The organism is Serratia sp. CY29653, from assembly GCF_052169255.1.
Taxonomy (GTDB): Bacteria; Pseudomonadota; Gammaproteobacteria; order Enterobacterales; family Enterobacteriaceae; genus Serratia; species Serratia sarumanii.
The window spans coordinates 60,014-77,585 of the sequence record NZ_JBJNLC010000008.1 but is presented as its reverse complement, the minus strand read 5'-3'; the positions used below and the strand labels follow the sequence as shown (position 1 = coordinate 77,585).

Annotated in this window: 19 protein-coding genes; 9 read left to right on the top strand and 10 right to left on the bottom strand. The window is 60.8% G+C overall.

Annotation, left to right across the window (positions count from 1 at the left end; genetic code table 11):
- Positions 1–40 precede the first annotated feature (40 nt).
- On the top strand, positions 41–808 hold the full coding sequence (gene tpiA, locus ACJ8HN_RS23585) for a triose-phosphate isomerase (protein WP_004931113.1): 768 nt from the start codon (positions 41–43) through the stop codon (positions 806–808).
- A gap of 65 nt (positions 809–873) precedes the next feature.
- On the opposite strand, the gene ACJ8HN_RS23580 is transcribed toward tpiA, so the two are convergent.
- From ACJ8HN_RS23580 to cpxP, 4 genes are all read right to left on the bottom strand, one after another.
- On the bottom strand, positions 874–1,863 hold the full coding sequence (locus ACJ8HN_RS23580; RefSeq protein WP_033636447.1) for a sulfate ABC transporter substrate-binding protein: 990 nt from the start codon (positions 1,861–1,863) through the stop codon (positions 874–876).
- A 186-nt stretch (positions 1,864–2,049) separates the two neighbouring features.
- Positions 2,050–3,012 carry a 6-phosphofructokinase gene (gene pfkA / locus ACJ8HN_RS23575; RefSeq protein ID WP_004931116.1) on the bottom strand — a complete coding sequence of 321 codons (963 nt, stop codon included), beginning with the start codon at positions 3,010–3,012 and terminating at the stop codon, positions 2,050–2,052.
- Between the two features lie 231 nt (positions 3,013–3,243).
- Positions 3,244–4,146, bottom strand: a complete 903-nt coding sequence (gene fieF / locus ACJ8HN_RS23570) for a CDF family cation-efflux transporter FieF (protein WP_033654534.1) — start codon at positions 4,144–4,146, stop codon at positions 3,244–3,246.
- Between the two features lie 132 nt (positions 4,147–4,278).
- The gene (gene cpxP / locus ACJ8HN_RS23565) at positions 4,279–4,758 is read right to left on the bottom strand and encodes a cell-envelope stress modulator CpxP (protein ID WP_004931122.1); all 480 of its coding nucleotides are present in this window, start codon (positions 4,756–4,758) and stop codon (positions 4,279–4,281) included.
- Between the two features lie 148 nt (positions 4,759–4,906).
- Between cpxP and cpxR the strand changes: the two genes are divergently transcribed.
- The 5 genes from cpxR (at position 4,907) to ACJ8HN_RS23540 (ending at position 9,114) form a co-directional block, all read left to right on the top strand.
- The gene (cpxR, locus tag ACJ8HN_RS23560; RefSeq protein WP_004931124.1) at positions 4,907–5,605 is read left to right on the top strand and encodes an envelope stress response regulator transcription factor CpxR; all 699 of its coding nucleotides are present in this window, start codon (positions 4,907–4,909) and stop codon (positions 5,603–5,605) included.
- On the top strand, positions 5,602–6,996 hold the full coding sequence (gene cpxA, locus ACJ8HN_RS23555; protein WP_033636450.1) for an envelope stress sensor histidine kinase CpxA: 1,395 nt from the start codon (positions 5,602–5,604) through the stop codon (positions 6,994–6,996). The genes cpxR and cpxA overlap by 4 nt, the downstream gene beginning before the upstream one ends.
- A 43-nt stretch (positions 6,997–7,039) precedes the next feature.
- Complete coding sequence (trmL, locus tag ACJ8HN_RS23550) at positions 7,040–7,513, top strand: tRNA (uridine(34)/cytosine(34)/5-carboxymethylaminomethyluridine(34)-2'-O)-methyltransferase TrmL (protein WP_033636451.1); 474 nt, start codon at positions 7,040–7,042, stop codon at positions 7,511–7,513.
- Between the two features lie 51 nt (positions 7,514–7,564).
- Complete coding sequence (locus tag ACJ8HN_RS23545) at positions 7,565–8,338, top strand: CHAD domain-containing protein (protein ID WP_060423736.1); 774 nt, start codon at positions 7,565–7,567, stop codon at positions 8,336–8,338.
- Between the two features lie 104 nt (positions 8,339–8,442).
- A complete protein-coding gene (locus tag ACJ8HN_RS23540) occupies positions 8,443–9,114 on the top strand; it encodes a DUF3313 domain-containing protein (RefSeq protein WP_033654532.1) in 672 nt (223 codons plus the stop codon).
- Between the two features lie 61 nt (positions 9,115–9,175).
- On the opposite strand, the gene cysE is transcribed toward ACJ8HN_RS23540, so the two are convergent.
- From cysE to ACJ8HN_RS23515, 5 genes are all read right to left on the bottom strand, one after another.
- On the bottom strand, positions 9,176–9,997 hold the full coding sequence (gene cysE, locus ACJ8HN_RS23535; protein WP_004931135.1) for a serine O-acetyltransferase: 822 nt from the start codon (positions 9,995–9,997) through the stop codon (positions 9,176–9,178).
- Positions 9,998–10,100: 103 nt separating this feature from the next.
- A complete protein-coding gene (gene gpsA / locus ACJ8HN_RS23530; protein WP_033636456.1) occupies positions 10,101–11,120 on the bottom strand; it encodes an NAD(P)H-dependent glycerol-3-phosphate dehydrogenase in 1,020 nt (339 codons plus the stop codon).
- Positions 11,120–11,590 carry a protein-export chaperone SecB gene (gene secB / locus ACJ8HN_RS23525; RefSeq protein WP_004931139.1) on the bottom strand — a complete coding sequence of 157 codons (471 nt, stop codon included), beginning with the start codon at positions 11,588–11,590 and terminating at the stop codon, positions 11,120–11,122. The genes gpsA and secB overlap by 1 nt, the downstream gene beginning before the upstream one ends.
- A 57-nt stretch (positions 11,591–11,647) precedes the next feature.
- Positions 11,648–11,896 carry a glutaredoxin 3 gene (gene grxC, locus ACJ8HN_RS23520; RefSeq protein WP_004931142.1) on the bottom strand — a complete coding sequence of 83 codons (249 nt, stop codon included), beginning with the start codon at positions 11,894–11,896 and terminating at the stop codon, positions 11,648–11,650.
- A gap of 28 nt (positions 11,897–11,924) precedes the next feature.
- Positions 11,925–12,359: a rhodanese-like domain-containing protein gene (locus ACJ8HN_RS23515; protein ID WP_033649725.1), complete on the bottom strand. Its 435-nt coding sequence runs from the start codon at positions 12,357–12,359 to the stop codon at positions 11,925–11,927.
- Positions 12,360–12,656: 297 nt separating this feature from the next.
- Here ACJ8HN_RS23515 and gpmM point away from each other — a divergent pair, with 297 nt between their 5' ends.
- Genes gpmM through ACJ8HN_RS23500 form a run of 3 tightly spaced genes read left to right on the top strand, consistent with a single transcriptional unit; the run spans position 12,657 to position 16,498 of the window.
- Positions 12,657–14,201, top strand: coding sequence for a 2,3-bisphosphoglycerate-independent phosphoglycerate mutase (gene gpmM / locus ACJ8HN_RS23510; protein ID WP_047570034.1), 1,545 nt, complete (start codon positions 12,657–12,659; stop codon positions 14,199–14,201).
- A gap of 9 nt (positions 14,202–14,210) precedes the next feature.
- A complete protein-coding gene (envC, locus tag ACJ8HN_RS23505) occupies positions 14,211–15,545 on the top strand; it encodes a murein hydrolase activator EnvC (protein ID WP_033649727.1) in 1,335 nt (444 codons plus the stop codon).
- A gap of 2 nt (positions 15,546–15,547) precedes the next feature.
- Positions 15,548–16,498: a divergent polysaccharide deacetylase family protein gene (locus ACJ8HN_RS23500; RefSeq protein ID WP_442524030.1), complete on the top strand. Its 951-nt coding sequence runs from the start codon at positions 15,548–15,550 to the stop codon at positions 16,496–16,498.
- 41 nt (positions 16,499–16,539) lie between these two features.
- Here ACJ8HN_RS23500 and tdh read toward each other — a convergent pair whose 3' ends face one another.
- A complete protein-coding gene (gene tdh / locus ACJ8HN_RS23495; RefSeq protein ID WP_033649729.1) occupies positions 16,540–17,565 on the bottom strand; it encodes an L-threonine 3-dehydrogenase in 1,026 nt (341 codons plus the stop codon).
- Positions 17,566–17,572 lie beyond the last annotated feature (7 nt).

The following is a 17,572-nucleotide window of genomic DNA, read 5'->3' as shown; positions in this document are numbered from 1 at the left end:
GTCATTTCGACTCTCGCGTTCCCTAGTTGGAGGAAAAAACATGCGTCATCCATTAGTTATGGGTAACTGGAAGCTTAACGGCAGCACCCACATGGTCAACGAACTGATCGCCGGCCTGCGCAATGAGCTGAGCAGCGTTGACGGCTGTGGCGTCGCCATCGCCCCGCCGGTGATGTATCTGGATCAGGCCAAGCACGCGCTGGCCGGCAGCCGCATCGCGCTGGGCGCGCAGAACGTGGACGTTAACCTGTCCGGCGCCTTCACCGGTGAAGTTTCCGCCAACATGCTGAAAGACGTCGGTGCCCAGTACATCATCATCGGCCACTCCGAGCGCCGCACCTACCACAAAGAAAGCGACGAAGTCATCGCCGAGAAATTCGCCGTGCTGAAAGAAGCCGGCCTGATCCCGGTGCTGTGCATCGGTGAAACCGAAGCGGAAAACGCCGCGGGCAAAACCGAAGAAGTGTGCGCGCGCCAGATCGACGCCGTGCTGAAAACGCTGGGCGCACCGGCGATGAAAGGCACCGTGATCGCCTATGAGCCGGTCTGGGCCATCGGCACCGGCAAATCCGCTACCCCTGCGCAGGCGCAGGCCGTGCACAAATTTATCCGTGACCACATCGCCAAGCACGATGCCGCGGTTGCCGCTGAAATCATCATCCAGTACGGCGGTTCGGTGAACGACAAGAACGCCGCGGAGCTGTTCTCTCAGCCGGACATCGACGGCGCGCTGGTTGGCGGCGCCTCGCTGAAAGCCGACGCTTTCGCCGTGATCGTCAAAGCCGCTGCCGCAGCGAAAAAAGCCTGATTCCCTTAGGCCTGCCATAAAAAAACCCCGGCTTGCCGGGGTTTTTTATTGCCGCTCAACCGGCATCAGCGTTTGCTGATCTCATCGAACACGCCGCCGGTGGCGAAGTGCACCTTCTGCGCTTCGGTCCAGCCGCCGAAGGTGTCATCCACGGTGAACAGCTTCAGCTGCGGGAACTGCCCGGCAAACTTGGCCGCCACCGCCGCATCGCGCGGACGGTAATAGTGCTGCGCCGCGATGGTCTGCCCTTCCGGCGAATACAGATACTTCAGGTAGGCGGTCGCCACGTCGCGGGTACCGCGTTTATCGACCACCTTATCCACCACCGACACCGTCGGTTCGGCCAGGATCGATTCGCTCGGCGTAATAATCTCGAACTTGTCTTTGCCGAGCTCTTTCTCCGCCAGCAGCGCTTCGTTTTCCCAGGCGATCAGCACATCGCCGATGCCGCGCTCAACGAAGGTGTTGGTCGCGCCGCGCGCGCCGGAATCCAGCACTTCGACGTTCTTGTACAAGTTTTTGACGAAGTCCTGCGCCTTGGCCTTATCGTTGTTGTTGTGGTGCAACGCGTAGCCCCAGGCGGCCAGGTAGTTCCAGCGGGCGCCGCCGGAGGTTTTCGGGTTCGGGGTGATCACCGACACGCCCGGCTTGATCAAATCGGGCCAGTCGTGAATTTGTTTCGGGTTGCCTTTGCGCACCAGGAAGACGATGGTCGAGGTGTAAGGCGCCGAGTTGTCCGGCAGGCGCTTGATCCAGTCTTTCTCGATGCGCCCGCGTTCGGCGATGGCATCGACGTCATAAGCTAACGCCAGCGTCACCACGTCGGCCTCGATGCCGTTGATCACCGAGGTCGCCTGTTTGCCGGATCCGCCATGCGACTGGCGCACCGTCACCTTGTCGCCGGTTTCCGCCTGATAGTGCTTGCTGAATGCCGTGTTGTAAGCCTGATAGAACTCACGCGTCGGATCGTATGACACGTTCAGCAACTGAATATCCTTCGCCATGGCACCGGACGCCAACAGCACCAATGTCAGACCTACACCCCATTTACGCATCGACAGGCTCTCCCAGAAAATTAAGCGCAACCTCAATCGGTTGGTTTAGCATCAGAGCCTGCCAGAAACTTTCCCGGCAATTAAAGAATAAAAAATTTGGGGATAGATGATTACGGAATATATCGCCGGCGGGCATCAAAAAGCCCCCGCAAGCGGAGGCTCTTTTGTCGTGCGGTGAGCGGCGTATCAGTACAGTTTTTTCGCCGTTTCCAGCCAGTCGCCCTTGAACGGACGCTTCATGTTTTCGATCGCGTCGATGATGTCGTGGTGCACCATTTTTTCGTTCTGGATACCGACGCAGCGGCCGCCGTAGCCCTGCAGCAGCAGCTCGATGGCGTAGGCGCCCATGCGCGAGGCCAGGATGCGGTCGTAGGCAACCGGTGAACCGCCGCGTTGAATGTGGCCCAGCACGGTGGCGCGGGTTTCACGCTTGGTTTCCTGCTCGATGTGGCGCGCCAGCTCATCGATGTCGCAGATGTGCTCGGTGATCGCCACGATGGCGTGTTTCTTACCCTTGGCGATACCGGCCTTGATTTCGCACACCAGGTCTTCGCGGTTGAATTCGATTTCAGGCAGCACGATGAATTCGCAACCGCCGGCAATCGCCGCCGCCAGCGTCAGATCGCCGCAGTAACGGCCCATCACTTCCACGATGGAGATACGCTGGTGCGAAGAGGAGGTATCGCGCAGGCGGTCAATTGCTTCCACCACGGTTTCCAGCGCGGTGAAGTAACCGATGGTGTAGTCGGTGCCGGCAACGTCGTTATCGATGGTGCCCGGCAGACCGATGCACGGGAAGCCTTCTTCCGTCAGGCGTTTGGCGCCCATGTAGGAACCGTCGCCGCCGATCACCACCAGCGCGTCGATGCCGCGATTCTTCAGGTTTTCAATCGCCTTGGCGCGCACGTTTTCATCCCTGAACTCCGGGAAGCGGGCAGAGCCGAGGAAGGTGCCGCCGCGGTTGATCATGTCGGACACGCTATAGCGGTCCAGCTGCTCCATGCGATCTTCGTACAAGCCAAGGTAGCCATCGTAAATACCAAAAACTTCCAGACCTTCTGAAAGCGCAGAACGCACAACGCCGCGGATTGCAGCGTTCATACCCGGCGAATCACCGCCGCTCGTCAGTACACCGATTTTCTTGATCATGACTACCTCTGAACTGTGTAGATGCAATTTCTTAAGAATTCTGTCTCCGCCGATCGTCTTGAAACCTCTCCGGCTGCAGAAAACCAGCTTTACGGCTTATTGCTGGATATTATATCAAAAACACCCAGCTGAATTGATTCAAGTCACGCAATATAACGGTAAAAATACCGCATGGCACGCTGAGCTAACTCAGATATTCATGATAATACTTCGATCTGTGCCTCTATCTGATTATAGCTCCCAATGCCCCTGCCTACCCGGCGGCACCACGGAGCACGGATCCAGGTGAATGATGACGTCCGCCCCCGCAAAACGGTGCCGCAGCGCCTGTTCCACCTGATCGGCTAACCGATGCGCCTCGCGCAGCGGCAGCGTGTCTTCCATCTCCAGATGCAGCTGGATGAAACGCGTCGGCCCCGACTGCCGCGTGCGCAGATCGTGCGCGCCTTTCACCCCGGGCCACGAGGAAACCACCTCGATAATTGCCTGGCGTTCGTCATCCGGCAACGCCCGATCCAGCAGCGACTGCACCGCCTCGTAGCCCATGCGCAGCGCGCTATACAGGATGTAAACGCCGATGCCCAGCGCGAACAGCGCGTCTGCCCTCTGGAAGCCGTACCAGCTTAGCCCAAGAGCGATAAGAATAGCACCATTCATCATGACATCTGACTGATAATGCAGCATATCTGCGCGCACCGCCTGGCTGCGCGTTTTTCTGACCACCCAACGTTGATAGGTGACCAGAATCAGGGTGCTGATCAACGCGATCACCGTCACGACCACCCCGACGCCGGGATCGCGCAGCGTTTGCGGCGCATACAAATGCTGGAAGCCGGTGAGGAACAGAAACAGGGCGGAGCCGGAAATAAACATGCTTTGCGCCAGCGCCGCCAGCGATTCCGCTTTGCCGTGGCCAAAGGTGTGCTCGGCATCGGCCGGCTGCAGCGAATAACGCACCACCAGAAGGTTGGTCAGCGAGGCGGCAATATCGACCAGCGAATCTACCAGCGCCGCCAGCAGGCTGACCGAACCGGTGTGATACCAGGCAACGATTTTGATCAACAGCAGTGACGACGCCAGCGCGGTAGCGGCCAACGCAGCGGACTTTACCAGGCGTGCATAGCGCTGTTCCATCAAGGGATCCCGGTCAAAAGGTGTGGCGCTCAATATAGCGAAATGTCGGATAAAAAAAACCCCGCCATCATGGCGGGGAAGACAGGGATGGTGTCTATGGCAAGGAAAAACAGGGGACTACTCAGTCGTACTTCACTTCTGGGCAGAAGCTTGCTGCAAACCAGAAATTTGTTGCTCCATCTGCTGCATACGCTGCTGATGTTTCTGGTCTAAAACACTTTTTTGCTCTGGCGTCAGCAGGTTATACATTTGGTTACGCACCCGGGCCATCTCGACCTGGCGCTTGACCTGCTGTTGGGCCATCTTTTCCGCCTGGGCATACACGGCGGCTTCGTCAAATTTCTCTGCGGTCACCAGTTTATGCATGGCTTCCATTTCAGCTACATTGACACCAGGCAGATCGTGCCGGGCCTGGCGCATCAAATCGCGCATTTGCTGGCGCTGCTGTTCGCTGAGGCTGACACCGTCGAACATATGGTGTTGGCCGGGTATTCGGGTCATCGCGTCGTTGCCGGGAGGTTGGGCTGTGTCCGGTATAGTGTCGGCAGCGAAGGCAGCGGTCGAACCAATTGCCAGCAGTGATGCCATAACTAATGCGGTCACCTTACGCATTTCAACTCCTCAAGCTTTCTCACTTTGCGAATCAACGAGGAGCAGTGTACCGCTACACCTGAAAACCTGCGTCAGTGCATGTAAAACTACGTAAAGTCATGGAATGGCAACAGTTGATGACGTATTTTGCGTCTGGAGGTAAATCATAATGAACAAGATTCTGTTAGTTGACGACGACCGCGAGTTGACCTCGCTGTTAAAAGAACTGCTTGAAATGGAAGGTTTTAATATCGTCGTCGCGCACGATGGCGAGCAGGCGTTGTCGCTGCTGGACAGCTCCGTCGATCTGCTGCTGCTCGACATCATGATGCCGAAGAAAAACGGCATCGATACGCTGAAAGAACTGCGCCAACATCACCAGACGCCGGTCATCATGCTGACCGCGCGCGGCAGCGAACTGGACCGCGTGCTGGGCCTGGAGCTGGGTGCCGATGATTACCTGCCGAAACCCTTTAACGATCGCGAGCTGGTCGCGCGCATTCGCGCCATTCTGCGCCGTTCCAACTGGAGCGAACAGCAGCAGCAGGTCGACAGCGGCGCCCCGACGCTGGATGTCGATGGCCTGCAGCTGAACCCCGGTCGCCAGGAGGCCAGCTTCGACGGCCAAGTGCTGGATCTGACCGGCACCGAATTCACCCTGCTTTACCTGCTGGCGCAGCATCTCGGCCAGGTGGTGTCGCGCGAACTGCTGAGCCAAGAAGTGCTGGGCAAACGCCTGACACCGTTCGATCGCGCCATCGACATGCACATCTCCAACCTGCGGCGTAAGCTGCCGGATCGCAAAGACGGGCATCCGTGGTTCAAAACCCTGCGCGGGCGTGGTTATTTGATGGTATCTGCAACATGATCAACAGTTTGACGGCACGCATCTTCGCCATTTTCTGGTTCACGTTAGCCCTGGTGCTAATGTTGGTGCTGATGGTGCCTAAGCTCGACTCCCGCCAAATGACTTCGCTGCTCGACAGCGAACAGCGGCAGGGGTTGATGCTGGAACAGCACGTCGAGGCCGAGTTGCAAAACGATCCGGCCAACGATTTGATGTGGTGGCGCCGCCTGTTCCGCGCCATCGACAAATGGGCGCCGCCGGGCCAACGCCTGCTGCTGGTCACCAGCGAAGGCCGGGTGATCGGCGCGCAGCGCAATGAAATGCAGATCGTCCGCAACTTCATCGGCCAATCCGACAACTCGGATCATCCGAAGAAGAAAAAGTACGGCCGCGTCGAGCTGGTAGGGCCGTTCGCGGTGCGCGACGGCGAAGACAACTACCAGCTGTACCTGATCCGTCCCGCCAACAGCCCGCAATCCGATTTCATCAACCTGATGTTCGACCGGCCGCTGCTGCTGCTGATCGTCACCATGCTGATCAGCGCCCCGCTGCTGCTGTGGCTGGCCTGGAGCCTGGCGAAACCGGCGCGCAAACTGAAAAACGCCGCCGATGAAGTAGCGCGCGGCAACCTGAAGCAGCATCCGGAACTGGAGGCCGGCCCGCAGGAATTCCTGGCCACCGGCGCCAGCTTCAACCAGATGGTCAGCGCGCTGGAACGCATGATGAATGCTCAGCAACGCCTGATATCGGACATCTCGCACGAGCTGCGCACGCCGCTGACGCGCCTGCAGCTGGCCACCGCGCTGATGCGCCGCCGCCACGGCGAAGGCCACGAACTGGCGCGCATCGAAACCGAAGCGCAGCGGCTGGATTCGATGATCAACGATCTGCTGGCGCTGTCGCGCGGTCAGCAGAAGAGCGAGCTGGCGCGCGAGCAGCTGAAGGCCAACGAACTGTGGGCCGACGTGCTGGACAACGCCCGTTTCGAAGCGGAACAGATGGGCAAGCAGTTGGAGATCACCGCGCCGCCCGGCCCATGGACGCTGTTCGGCAACGCGAGCGCGCTGGACAGCGCGTTGGAAAACATCGTGCGCAACGCCCTGCGTTATTCGCACACCCGCATCGCCGTGGCGTTCAGCGCCGACAATCAGGGCGTGACCATCCAGGTTGACGACGACGGCCCCGGCGTCAGCGCCGAAGACCGCGAGCAGATCTTCCGTCCGTTCTATCGCACCGACGAGGCGCGCGACCGCGAATCCGGCGGCACCGGCCTCGGCCTGGCAATAGTCGAGGCGGCTATCAACCAGCATCGCGGCTGGGTGAAGGCCGAAGACAGTCCGCTTGGCGGCCTGCGGTTGGTGCTGTGGCTGCCTCTGCATCATCAACGTCTGTCGACTAAGACAGAACAGTAAGAGTTTGCTATCCTGCGCCCCTCGTTCACGAGGGGCCTGCAACATGCTGAACATCGTTTTATTTGAACCCGAAATTCCACCCAACACCGGCAATATCATCCGCCTGTGCGCCAATACCGGCTTTAACCTGCACCTGATCGAACCGCTGGGTTTCCCGTGGGACGACAAGCGCCTGCGCCGCGCCGGGCTGGACTACCATGAGTTCACCCGCGTCAGCCGTCATGCCGATTACGCCGCCTTTCTCGCCGCCGAAAAGCCGCAACGGCTGTTTGCCCTCACCACCAAAGGCACGCCGGCGCACAGCGCCGTCAGCTATCAGGCCGGCGACTACCTGCTGTTCGGCCCGGAAACGCGCGGGTTACCCGCCGATATCCTCGATGCGCTGCCTGCGCAGCAAAAAATCCGCATCCCGATGCAGGCGCAAAGCCGCAGCATGAACCTGTCGAATGCCGTCTCGGTGGTCGTGTATGAGGCCTGGCGGCAGCTGGACTATGCCGGCGCGCTGATCAAGGCGTAATCCGCGACGACGCGCCATACTGAAAGGGTCATCCTCTCCAGAGCACGGCACATGGCTTTCGTCGCAGATATTGTCACCCAGCTTCGCCGGCTTGAGCCGGCGCTGAACGAGGCGCTGTTGCGGCTGCAACAGGCGCAAGACACCGAAGCGCTGCACGACTTGCGCGTCTGTCTGCGCCGCATTCGCAGCCTGCTGCGCCCGTTGCGCGGCTGCCCCGGCGCAACGCGGCTCGATCGGGCCGCCGCCGAGTTGGGCAGGCTCACGACGCCGCTGCGCGATCTCGAGGTGCTGATCGCCGAACTGGCGCGCCATCGCCTGGATTGGCAGGCCAACGTGCGCCAGAGCGATCTTCAGGCCCGCTACCGTCAACTGCTCGCCCATCCGCAGATCATCGACTTTCCCTCGCTGTTGCACGCCTGGCCGCGCCGCTTCCGCCGCACCGCGCGACGCACCGCCAAACACCGCCTGAACCGACGCCTGCAGCGCCAGCAACAGCAATTGCGCCGGGCATTGGCCGATACCGGCTACGATCGCCACCGCCTGCGGCTGCTGATAAAGCGCCTGCGCTACGCGGCCGAAGCCTATCCGCAACGCCTCCCCCTCTCTCCCGCCGCGATGGCGGGCCTCAAGGCGGCGCAAAGCGCCCTCGGCGACTGGCACGATCGTGAGGTCTGGTGCCTGCAGGCAGAACATCAGGCGGATCTCTGGCCCTTGTTGCCCCGGTGGCAAGCTGAGCAACGCCAGACGCTGGCCAAGGCGGACGACTTGCTCGCCGCCTTATCATCGGCGCTGGCGGCGAAAACCGGCGGTGCATCACGATCCTGAAAAAAGGCCGCGGCAGGGCACGCCCGGCCCCGAAAATGCCCGATGAGGCGTAGATAATGCGCTATGTTTTGTAAGGGTAATCACCACTCATCATAGGAAACCATATGAAGAAACAACGCTTGAGCGTTGCCATGGCGGTTCTGGCAGCGGGCCTGTTGCTGGCGGGTTGTTCGTCCAAAGTCACCCAAACGTCGCAGTATTCGGGCTTCTTGTCCGATTACAGCAAACTGCAGGAAACCACCTCGCCAAGCGGCCATAAAACGCTGCGCTGGATAGATCCAAGCTACAAGGAATCCAACTATCGCGGCCTCTATTTCCAACCGGTGGTCTATTTCCCGGCGGAGAAACCCACGGCGCGCGTCAGCCAGGACACGCTGAACAAGATTAAGACCTACGCGACCCAGCGGATCAAAACCGCGCTGCAGAACCGCTTCACCATTCTGCCAAGCCCGACGGGCTCGCGCGTGCTGGTGGCCAAGCTCGCCATCACCGCCGTTTCCGCCGAAAATGAAGACATGAAATTCTATGAGGTGGTGCCGGTCGCCGCCGTGGTCGCCAGCACCATGGCTGCTACCGGGCACCGGACGCAAAATACCGCGCTGTATATCGAAGGCGAGCTGATCGACCAAGATACCGGTAAAACGGTGATGGAAGTGGTACGCAAGGCCTACGGCAAAACCGTCAACAACGACAGCACGCCGGTCACGGCGGATGACGTCAAGGCGGCGATCGACGACATCGTCACCGATATCACCAACTTCCCGAAACAAGGCTGACCGCCGCCTGAAAAACACAGGGGGAGCCGAAGCTCCCCCTGAATGGCTGCACAGACGGCGCTCAAATGCCGTCGCCGTACTCGAAGCCGTGATTGGTGCCGTTAAAGTATTGGTCCATATCCATCGACGGCGTATCGCTCTCCGGCCGCCCGACGATGCGCGCCGGCACGCCGGCGGCGGTGGTGTGCGGCGGTATCGCCTGCAAGACCACCGAGCCCGCGCCGATCTTCGCGCCCTTGCCCACTTCGATATTGCCGAGAATTTTGGCGCCGGCGCCAATCATCACCCCTTCGCGGATTTTCGGGTGACGGTCGCCGCTGGTTTTACCGGTACCGCCCAGGGTGACCGACTGCAGGATAGAGACATTGTTCTCCACCACCGCCGTTTCACCGATCACGATACCGGTGGCGTGGTCGAGCATGATGCCGCAGCCGATGGTCGCCGCCGGGTGGATGTCCACGCCGAAGGCGACGGAAATTTGATTTTGCAGGTAGATAGCCAGCGCTTGCCGCCCTTGCTGCCACAGCCAGTGACCGATGCGGTAAGCCTGCAGCGCATGGAACCCTTTCAGGTAAAGCAGCGGCGTGGAGTATTTATCGACCGCCGGGTCGCGCAGCCGTACCGCGAGGATATCGCGCGCCGCCGACACGATCATCTGGTTGTCGGACTTGTAGGCCTCTTCCACCACCTCGCGCACCGCGATGGCGGGCATGATCGGCGTCGCCAGCTTGTTGGCCAGCATATAGCTGAGCGCGCTGCCCAGGTTCTCGTGCTTGAGCAACGTCGCATGGAAAAAGCTGGCCAGCATCGGTTCACAATCAGCCAGTGCTCGCGCTTCTGATTTAATGCTGTTCCAGACCTGTTCCAACTCTTCTGACGACATCACATTCCCCTCTGCCTTGCCAAACGGGCCGCTTCACACGGTAGCGCGAAGCGGCCCAGGTCATTAGCGGGGTCAGCATGCTGCCCCGACATATCGTTTTATGTCACGCGCTGGGTTTTTCGTCCTTTCGGGCTCGCCCCAGCAGGCTCAGCGCCGCTTCGCGGGCGTCTTTATGGCAGTAAAGCACCTGATAAATCTGTTCGGTGATCGGCATTTCCACACCGTGCCGCTGCGCCAGCGCCAACACCTCTTTGGTATTGCGATAGCCCTCGACCACCTGACCGATGCTGTCCTGCGCTTCCTGCACGCCTTTGCCCTGCCCCAGCATAATGCCGAAGCGGCGGTTGCGCGATTGGTTGTCTGTGCAGGTTAGCACCAGATCCCCCAGCCCCGCCATGCCCATGAACGTCGAAGGATCGGCGCCGAGCGCAGAACCCAGACGGCTCATTTCCGCCAGCCCGCGTGTAATCAACGCGGTGCGGGCGTTGGCGCCAAAACCGATGCCGTCGGACATGCCGGCGCCGATGGCGATCACGTTCTTCACCGCGCCGCCAAGCTGCACGCCGATGAAATCGGGATTGCTGTAGACGCGGAAGCTCTTGCCGCAGTGCAACAGCTGTTGCAGATCGTCGGCGAACTGCGCATCGGTCGCCGCCAGCGCGATCGCCGTCGGCAGGCCGGCGGCCAGCTCTTTGGCGAACGTCGGCCCGGAGAGCACCGCCAGCGGGATCGCCTCGCCCAGCGCCTCACGCGCTACGTCCTGCAGCAACCGGCCGGTTTCCGCTTCCAGCCCCTTGGTGGCCCACACGATGCGGGCGTCCGGGCGCAGATGCGGCTTCAGCTGGCGCAGCACGTCACCGAACACGTGGCTCGGCACCACCACCAGCACGTCGCGGCTGGCCGCCAGCGCCCGCGCCAAATCGGCTTCAAGCAGCAGAGTATCGGGGAAGGGAACGTCGGGCAGAAACGCCTGATTGCAGCGATCTTGCTGCAACGTTTGAACTTGCGCGGGGTTATGCCCCCACAGCACCACGGTGTGGCCGTTACGCGCCAGCGTAATGGCCAATGCGGTGCCGTACGAGCCGGCACCGATGACAGTCATTGAAGCATTGACGGTGTTCATCAGGCATCCTGATGTGGTGCGGCACCTTCGCCTTCCGCCTGCTGCTGCAGATAGTTCATGAACAGCGCGTCAAAGTTGACCGGTGCCAGGTTCAGCTGCGGGAACGTACCGCGGGAAACCAGGCTGGTGATGCACTCGCGCGCATACGGGAACAGGATGTTCGGGCAGTATGCGCCCAGGCAATGCGCCAGCTGCGTGCCTTCGATGCCTGCTACCGAGAAGATGCCCGCCTGTTGCACTTCGCACAGGAACGCGGTCTCTTCGCCCAGGGTCGCCGTCACGGTTACGCGCAGTACCACTTCATACACTTCGTCAGCCAGCTGGCTGGACGCGGTATCCAGATCAAGTTTAACTTCCGGCTGCCATTCCTGCTGGAAAACCTGCGGCGCATTCGGCGCTTCGAAAGAGATGTCCTTGGTATAAATACGTTGGATCTGGAAAGCCATTTCGGTGCTGTTTTGTTCTGACATGTGAGTAATACCCTTGGTTAAACGTCCTTATTGACACTCGATGAACCGGCAAGCTGCTTAAAGCAGTGGATCCAGGCCGCCGCGAGCATCGAGTTCATATAAATCATCGCAGCCGCCGATATGCCGGCCATCGATGAAAATCTGCGGCACGGTGGTGCGCCCGCTGCGCTCGATCATCACTTCGCGCTTGGCGTTATCGCCGTCGATGGCGATCTCGTTAAACGCCGCGCCCTTGCTGTTCAACAGCGCCTTGGCGCGATGGCAGAACGGACAGGTCGCTTTGGTGTAGATATCAATGTTAGCCATGGATTGCCACCTCAAATAGGTTAAACGGTTACTTACCGCGCACCAGCGGCAGGTTTTCTCCGCTCCAGCCGGAAATGCCGTCTTTCAGCATAGTCACCTTTTCAAAACCGGCCTTGCTCAGGTTCTCCGCCGGCTCGCGGGAGGCGGTGCCGTTGGCGCACACGACGATGATCGGCTGCGCTTTGTGTTTTTCCAGCTCGCCCAGGCTGCCGCTTTTGATTTCGCTGGCGGTCAGGTTGATGGCGTTGGCCAGGTGACCACGGCGAAAATCGTCGCGGCTGCGGGTGTCGACCACCACGGCTTCTTCTTTGTTGATCAGACGAATAGCTTCACCGCGGGCGATCTCTTTGACCTTGGAGAAACGGCTTTTGAAGGTCATGACGATCACGGCGACCAGCAGAGCGATCCAAGCCAGGCTCAGAATAGGGTGTCTGCTTACGAATGGCATAATTTCTTGCAGCATGGGGTGTAACAACTCCCGTCAGTTAAGGGATAAATAAGTCAAGGTTCCAGAGTATACCTGCCGAGTGCGGCAAATACAGCCAATAAGCAAGCGCGATTGCAGAAACTGCGGGCTGCGCTGAGAAATTCCCGACGTCAGAGCATAAAAGCCCGCGCGATTCGCCGCAACCTTGATCTCTTTGGGCTATTTATCGCCGGCGGCGATGTAAAATCAGCCGGTTTTTCGAGGGTGAATAGCCATGCTTGCGGCGGGCGCATGGCTATTCGCAGCTTAAAAAGTTCATAAGAGGTCAATGCAATGTCGAGCAACAAAAAACCGATGGTTCTGGTGATCCTGGACGGTTACGGCCACCGTGAAGAGCGGCAGGACAACGCGATCCTGAACGCCGGCACTCCGGTGATGGATCGCCTGTGGCGGGAGCAGCCGCATACGCTGATCGCCGCCTCCGGGCTGGATGTCGGCCTGCCCGATGGGCAAATGGGCAACTCCGAAGTCGGCCACGTCAACCTGGGCGCCGGGCGCATCGTGTACCAGGATCTGACCCGGCTGGACAAAGCGATCGCCGACGGCGACTTCTTCGCCAACCCGGTGCTGACCGCCGCGGTCGATAAGGCCGTAGCGGCCGGCAAGGCGGTGCACATCATGGGCCTGCTGTCGCCGGGCGGCGTGCACAGCCATGACGAGCACATTCTGGCCATGATCAAGCTGGCCGCCCAACGCGGCGCCAAAGCCGTTTATCTGCACGCCTTCCTCGACGGGCGCGACACGCCGCCGCGCAGCGCCGAAGCCCCGCTGCAACGCTGCCGCGACGCCTTCGCCGCGTTGGGCGTCGGGCGCATCGCCTCGCTGATCGGCCGCTACTACGCGATGGACCGCGACAACCGCTGGGATCGCGTGCAGCTGGCCTATGACCTGCTGACGGCGGCCAAAGGCGACGCCGTGGCCGAGGATGCGATCGCCGGGCTGCAGGCCGCTTATCAGCGCGGTGAAAACGACGAGTTCGTCAGACCGACCGTGATCCGCGCCGCCGGTGAGGCCGATGCCGCGATGCAGGACGGCGACGCGTTGATCTTCATGAACTTCCGCGCCGACCGCGCGCGCCAGATCACCCGCGCCTTCGTGAACGCGGATTTCGACGGTTTCCCGCGCGCCAAACAGGTGCAGTTCGGCGATTTCGTGATGCTGACCGAATACGCCGCCGACATCGCGACCGCCTGCGCCTATCCGCCGGCGTCGCTGGCCAACACCTTCGGCGAATGGCTGATGAAGCACGACAAAACCCAGCTGCGCATCTCGGAAACCGAAAAATACGCCCACGTCACCTTCTTCTATAACGGCGGCGTGGAAGCGCCGTTCAAGGGCGAAGACCGCGTGCTGGTCAACTCGCCGAAGGTCGCCACCTACGATCTGCAGCCGGAGATGAGCGCCGCCGAGCTGACCGACAAGCTGCTGAGCGCCATCCGCAGCGGCAAATACGACGCCATTATCTGCAACTACCCGAACGGCGACATGGTGGGGCATACCGGCGTGTATGAAGCGGCGGTCAAAGCGGTGGAAACGCTGGACGCCTGCATCGCCCAGGTGGTTGATGCGGTGCGCGACGTCGACGGTCAGCTGCTGATCACCGCCGATCACGGCAACGCCGAGCAGATGCGCGATCCGGCCACCGGCCAGGCGCACACCGCCCACACCAGCCTGCCGGTGCCGCTGATTTACGTCGGTAAACCGGCGCGGGCGGTCGAAGGCGGCAAGCTTTCGGACATCGCGCCAACCCTGTTAACGCTGATGGGAATGGAAATCCCGCAAGAGATGACTGGTAAGCCGCTGTTCATCGTGGAATAATCCTTCTCCATGAGGGAGAAGGCGTTTTTTGCACTATCAAGGGTAACCCGAAGCGCAAACGCAGGCAGCCGGCCGCTGCCTGAACGCACCGCGCCAAGGACGTTCACCGCCATGTGCGCCAGCGTATTTTGCGCTGGCGTCTTGCTGTTGCCGCTCGCCGGCCAGGCGGCGGAGGACAATAAATCCCAGCTGAAAGATATCCAGCAGAGCATCGCCGAGAAAGAAAAGGCGGTGAAGCAGCAGCAACAGCAGCGCAGCTCGCTGCAGGATCAGCTGCGTCAGCAGGAAAAAACCATCGCCCAGGCCAGCCGCCAGCTGCGCGACACCCAGAGCACGCTCACCCAGTTGGGCAAGGACATTGCCGGCCTGAACGCCTCGATAGCCAAACTGCAAAAGCAGCAATCAACCCAACAAAACCTCCTCGCCAAACAGCTCGACGCCGCCTTCCGGCAAGGGCAGCACAGCGCCGTGCAGCTGATCCTCAGCGGTGAAGAAAGCCAGCGCAGCGAACGTATTCTGGCCTATTTCGGCTATCTGAACGAAGCGCGTCAGAAAACCATCGAAGAGCTGAAGCAGACCCGCGCCGAGCTGGCGAAGCAAAAAACCACGCTGGTGGCCAAACAGGGCCAGCAAAAATCCTTACTGGGCGAGCAACAGACGCAGCAGCAGAAGCTGGAGCAGGCGCGCGGCGCCCGCAAGAAAACGCTGACCGCGCTGGAAGCCTCGCTGGAAAAAGACCAACAACGCCTGGTGGAACTGCGCCAGAACGAAGCCCGCATGCGCGACAAGATCGCCCGGGCGGAGCGCGAAGCCCGTGCGCGCGCCGAACGCGAAGCGCGTGAAGCGGCCAAGGTGCGCGAACAGGTGCGCATCAAGGAGCAGCAGGCGAAGAAAACCGGCACTACCTACAAACCTAGCGAAGCCGATCGCTCGCTGATGGCGCGAACCGGCGGCCTCGGTCGTCCGGCCGGCCAGCTGATGTGGCCGGTGCGCGGGCGCACGCTGCACGGCTTTGGCGAACAGCAGCAGGGCGAGCTACGCTGGAAAGGCATGGTGATCGAAGCCCGCGAAGGCAGCGAAGTGAAAGCCGTCGCCGATGGCCGCGTGCTGCTGGCCGACTGGCTGCAAGGCTATGGCCTGATGGTGGTGGTCGAACACGGTAAAGGCGACATGAGCGTGTACGGCTACAACCAGAGCGCGTTGGTCAACGTCGGGGCGCAGGTGCGCGCCGGCCAGCCGATCGCTCTGGTCGGCACCAGCGGCGGCCAGGGAACGCCGTCGCTCTATTTCGAAATCCGTCGTCAGGGACAGGCGGTTAACCCACTGCCGTGGTTGGGAAGATAGATTTGCGCTATGTCAAAACCCGTACAGCTCTGTTAATAGGCTGTCTGCTGCAGGTTTACGCTGCGCAGGCAGGAAAACTCTCCATCGTCATCGATGACGTGGGCTACCGCCCTCACGAAGAAAACGCGGTGCTGCAAATGCCGACGGCGATCTCGGTCGCGGTGTTGCCCAACGCGCCGCATGCCCGCCTGATGGCCACCCGCGCCCACAGCCAGGGCCGCGAAGTCTTGATCCACATGCCGATGGCGCCGCTCAGCAAGCAGCCGCTGGAACGCGATACCCTGCAGCCCTCCATGAGCAGCGAAGAGATCCAGCGCATCATCCGCAACGCGGTGAACAACGTGCCCTACGCGGTCGGCATGAACAACCACATGGGCAGCGCCATGACCTCCAGCCTGCCGGGCATGCAGAAAGTGATGCAGGCGCTCGAAAGCTACCGACTGTATTTCCTCGACAGCATGACCATCGGCAGCAGCCAGGCGACCCGCGCCGCGGCCGGCACCGGCGTGAAGGTGATCAAACGCAAGGTGTTCCTCGACGATACCGCGAACGAAGCCGACATCCGCCGCCAGTTCAACCGCGCGGTCGAATTGGCGCGGCGCAACGGCTCCGCCATCGCCATCGGCCACCCGCGCCCGGCGACGGTGAAGGTGCTGCAGCAGATGCTGCCGTCGCTGCCCGCCGATATCGTGCTGGTCAAGCCGAGCGCGCTGCTGAACGAACCGCAGGGCAACGGCGGCGGCTACGTCCCACCGCCGGTCAAACCGCAAAAACCGCAGCCGAAGAACCCGTTCAGCGGCGGCATCAAGCAGTGCAAAGTCAAACCGCCGAAGGAAAAAACCAACGCCGGCACCGCGCTGGGCGTCATCGCCGACAGCATCGCCACCTCGCCGCCGGTGACCTTCATCAAGCGTCATTGGCAGCACTGGACGCAAGCCAAACCGCAAGCGTAAAAAAAGGGCCGGAATTCCGGCCCTTGTCACGTCTGCCGAGATTAATCCCAGCTCAGCACCACTTTACCCGACTTGCCGGAGCGCATGGCGTCGAAGCCCTGCTGGAACTCGTCGATCGAGAAACGGTGGGTGATGATCGGGCTCAAATCCAGACCGGACTGGATCAGCGCCGCCATCTTGTACCAGGTTTCGAACATTTCGCGGCCGTAAATCCCTTTGATAAACAGCCCTTTGAAGATGACCTGGTTCCAGTCGATCGACATATCCGAAGGCGGAATGCCCAGCATGGCGATGCGCCCGCCGTGGTTCATCGCATTGAGCAGCGTGCGGAACGCCGGCGGCGCGCCGGACATTTCCAGACCGACGTCGAACCCTTCGGTCATGCCCAGCTCGGCCATCACGTCGCTGAGGTTTTCCTTGCTGACGTTCACCGCGCGGGTCACACCCATCTTGCGCGCCAGTTCCAGGCGGTATTCGTTAACGTCGGTGATCACCACATGGCGAGCGCCGACGTGTTTGCACACCGCCGCCGCCATGATGCCGATCGGGCCGGCGCCGGACACCAGCACGTCTTCCCCAACCAGATCGAACGACAGCGCGGTGTGCACCGCGTTGCCGAACGGATCGAAGATCGAAGCCAGTTCGTCGGAGATGTTATCCGGGATCTTGAAGGCGTTGAACGCCGGGATCACCAGGTATTCCGCAAAGCTGCCCGGACGGTTCACGCCCACGCCGACGGTATTGCGGCACAGGTGCGTGCGGCCGCCGCGGCAGTTGCGGCAATGGCCGCAGGTGATGTGGCCTTCGCCGGACACGCGATCGCCGATGCTGAAGCCTTTGACTTCCTGACCGATCGCCACCACTTCGCCGACGTATTCATGGCCGACCACCATCGGAACCGGAATGGTTTTTTGCGACCACTCGTCCCAGTTGTAGATATGCACATCGGTGCCGCAGATCGCGGTTTTGCGGATTTTGATCATGATGTCATTGTGGCCCAGCTCCGGCTGAGGCACGTCGGTCATCCAAATCCCTTCTTCCGCTTTCAGTTTTGACAGTGCTTTCATGGTTTTA

Bases quoted from the DNA above. Each gene is read 5' to 3' on its own strand.
- cpxP (WP_004931122.1), bottom strand. From the start codon at position 4,758: ATGCGTAAGGTGACCGCATTAGTTATGGCATCACTGCTGGCAATTGGT.
- ACJ8HN_RS23545 (WP_060423736.1), top strand. From the start codon at position 7,565: ATGGCTTTCGTCGCAGATATTGTCACCCAGCTTCGCCGGCTTGAGCCG.
- grxC (WP_004931142.1), bottom strand. From the start codon at position 11,896: ATGGCTAACATTGATATCTACACCAAAGCGACCTGTCCGTTCTGCCAT.
- pfkA (WP_004931116.1), bottom strand. From the start codon at position 3,012: ATGATCAAGAAAATCGGTGTACTGACGAGCGGCGGTGATTCGCCGGGT.
- ACJ8HN_RS23515 (WP_033649725.1), bottom strand. From the start codon at position 12,359: ATGCTGCAAGAAATTATGCCATTCGTAAGCAGACACCCTATTCTGAGC.
- tdh (WP_033649729.1), bottom strand. From the start codon at position 17,565: ATGAAAGCACTGTCAAAACTGAAAGCGGAAGAAGGGATTTGGATGACC.
- envC (WP_033649727.1), top strand. From the start codon at position 14,211: ATGAGGGAGAAGGCGTTTTTTGCACTATCAAGGGTAACCCGAAGCGCA.
- ACJ8HN_RS23580 (WP_033636447.1), bottom strand. From the start codon at position 1,863: ATGCGTAAATGGGGTGTAGGTCTGACATTGGTGCTGTTGGCGTCCGGT.
- tpiA (WP_004931113.1), top strand. From the start codon at position 41: ATGCGTCATCCATTAGTTATGGGTAACTGGAAGCTTAACGGCAGCACC.
- gpmM (WP_047570034.1), top strand. From the start codon at position 12,657: ATGTCGAGCAACAAAAAACCGATGGTTCTGGTGATCCTGGACGGTTAC.
- fieF (WP_033654534.1), bottom strand. From the start codon at position 4,146: ATGGAACAGCGCTATGCACGCCTGGTAAAGTCCGCTGCGTTGGCCGCT.
- cpxA (WP_033636450.1), top strand. From the start codon at position 5,602: ATGATCAACAGTTTGACGGCACGCATCTTCGCCATTTTCTGGTTCACG.
- cysE (WP_004931135.1), bottom strand. From the start codon at position 9,997: ATGTCGTCAGAAGAGTTGGAACAGGTCTGGAACAGCATTAAATCAGAA.
- trmL (WP_033636451.1), top strand. From the start codon at position 7,040: ATGCTGAACATCGTTTTATTTGAACCCGAAATTCCACCCAACACCGGC.
- cpxR (WP_004931124.1), top strand. From the start codon at position 4,907: ATGAACAAGATTCTGTTAGTTGACGACGACCGCGAGTTGACCTCGCTG.
- secB (WP_004931139.1), bottom strand. From the start codon at position 11,590: ATGTCAGAACAAAACAGCACCGAAATGGCTTTCCAGATCCAACGTATT.
- gpsA (WP_033636456.1), bottom strand. From the start codon at position 11,120: ATGAACACCGTCAATGCTTCAATGACTGTCATCGGTGCCGGCTCGTAC.
- ACJ8HN_RS23540 (WP_033654532.1), top strand. From the start codon at position 8,443: ATGAAGAAACAACGCTTGAGCGTTGCCATGGCGGTTCTGGCAGCGGGC.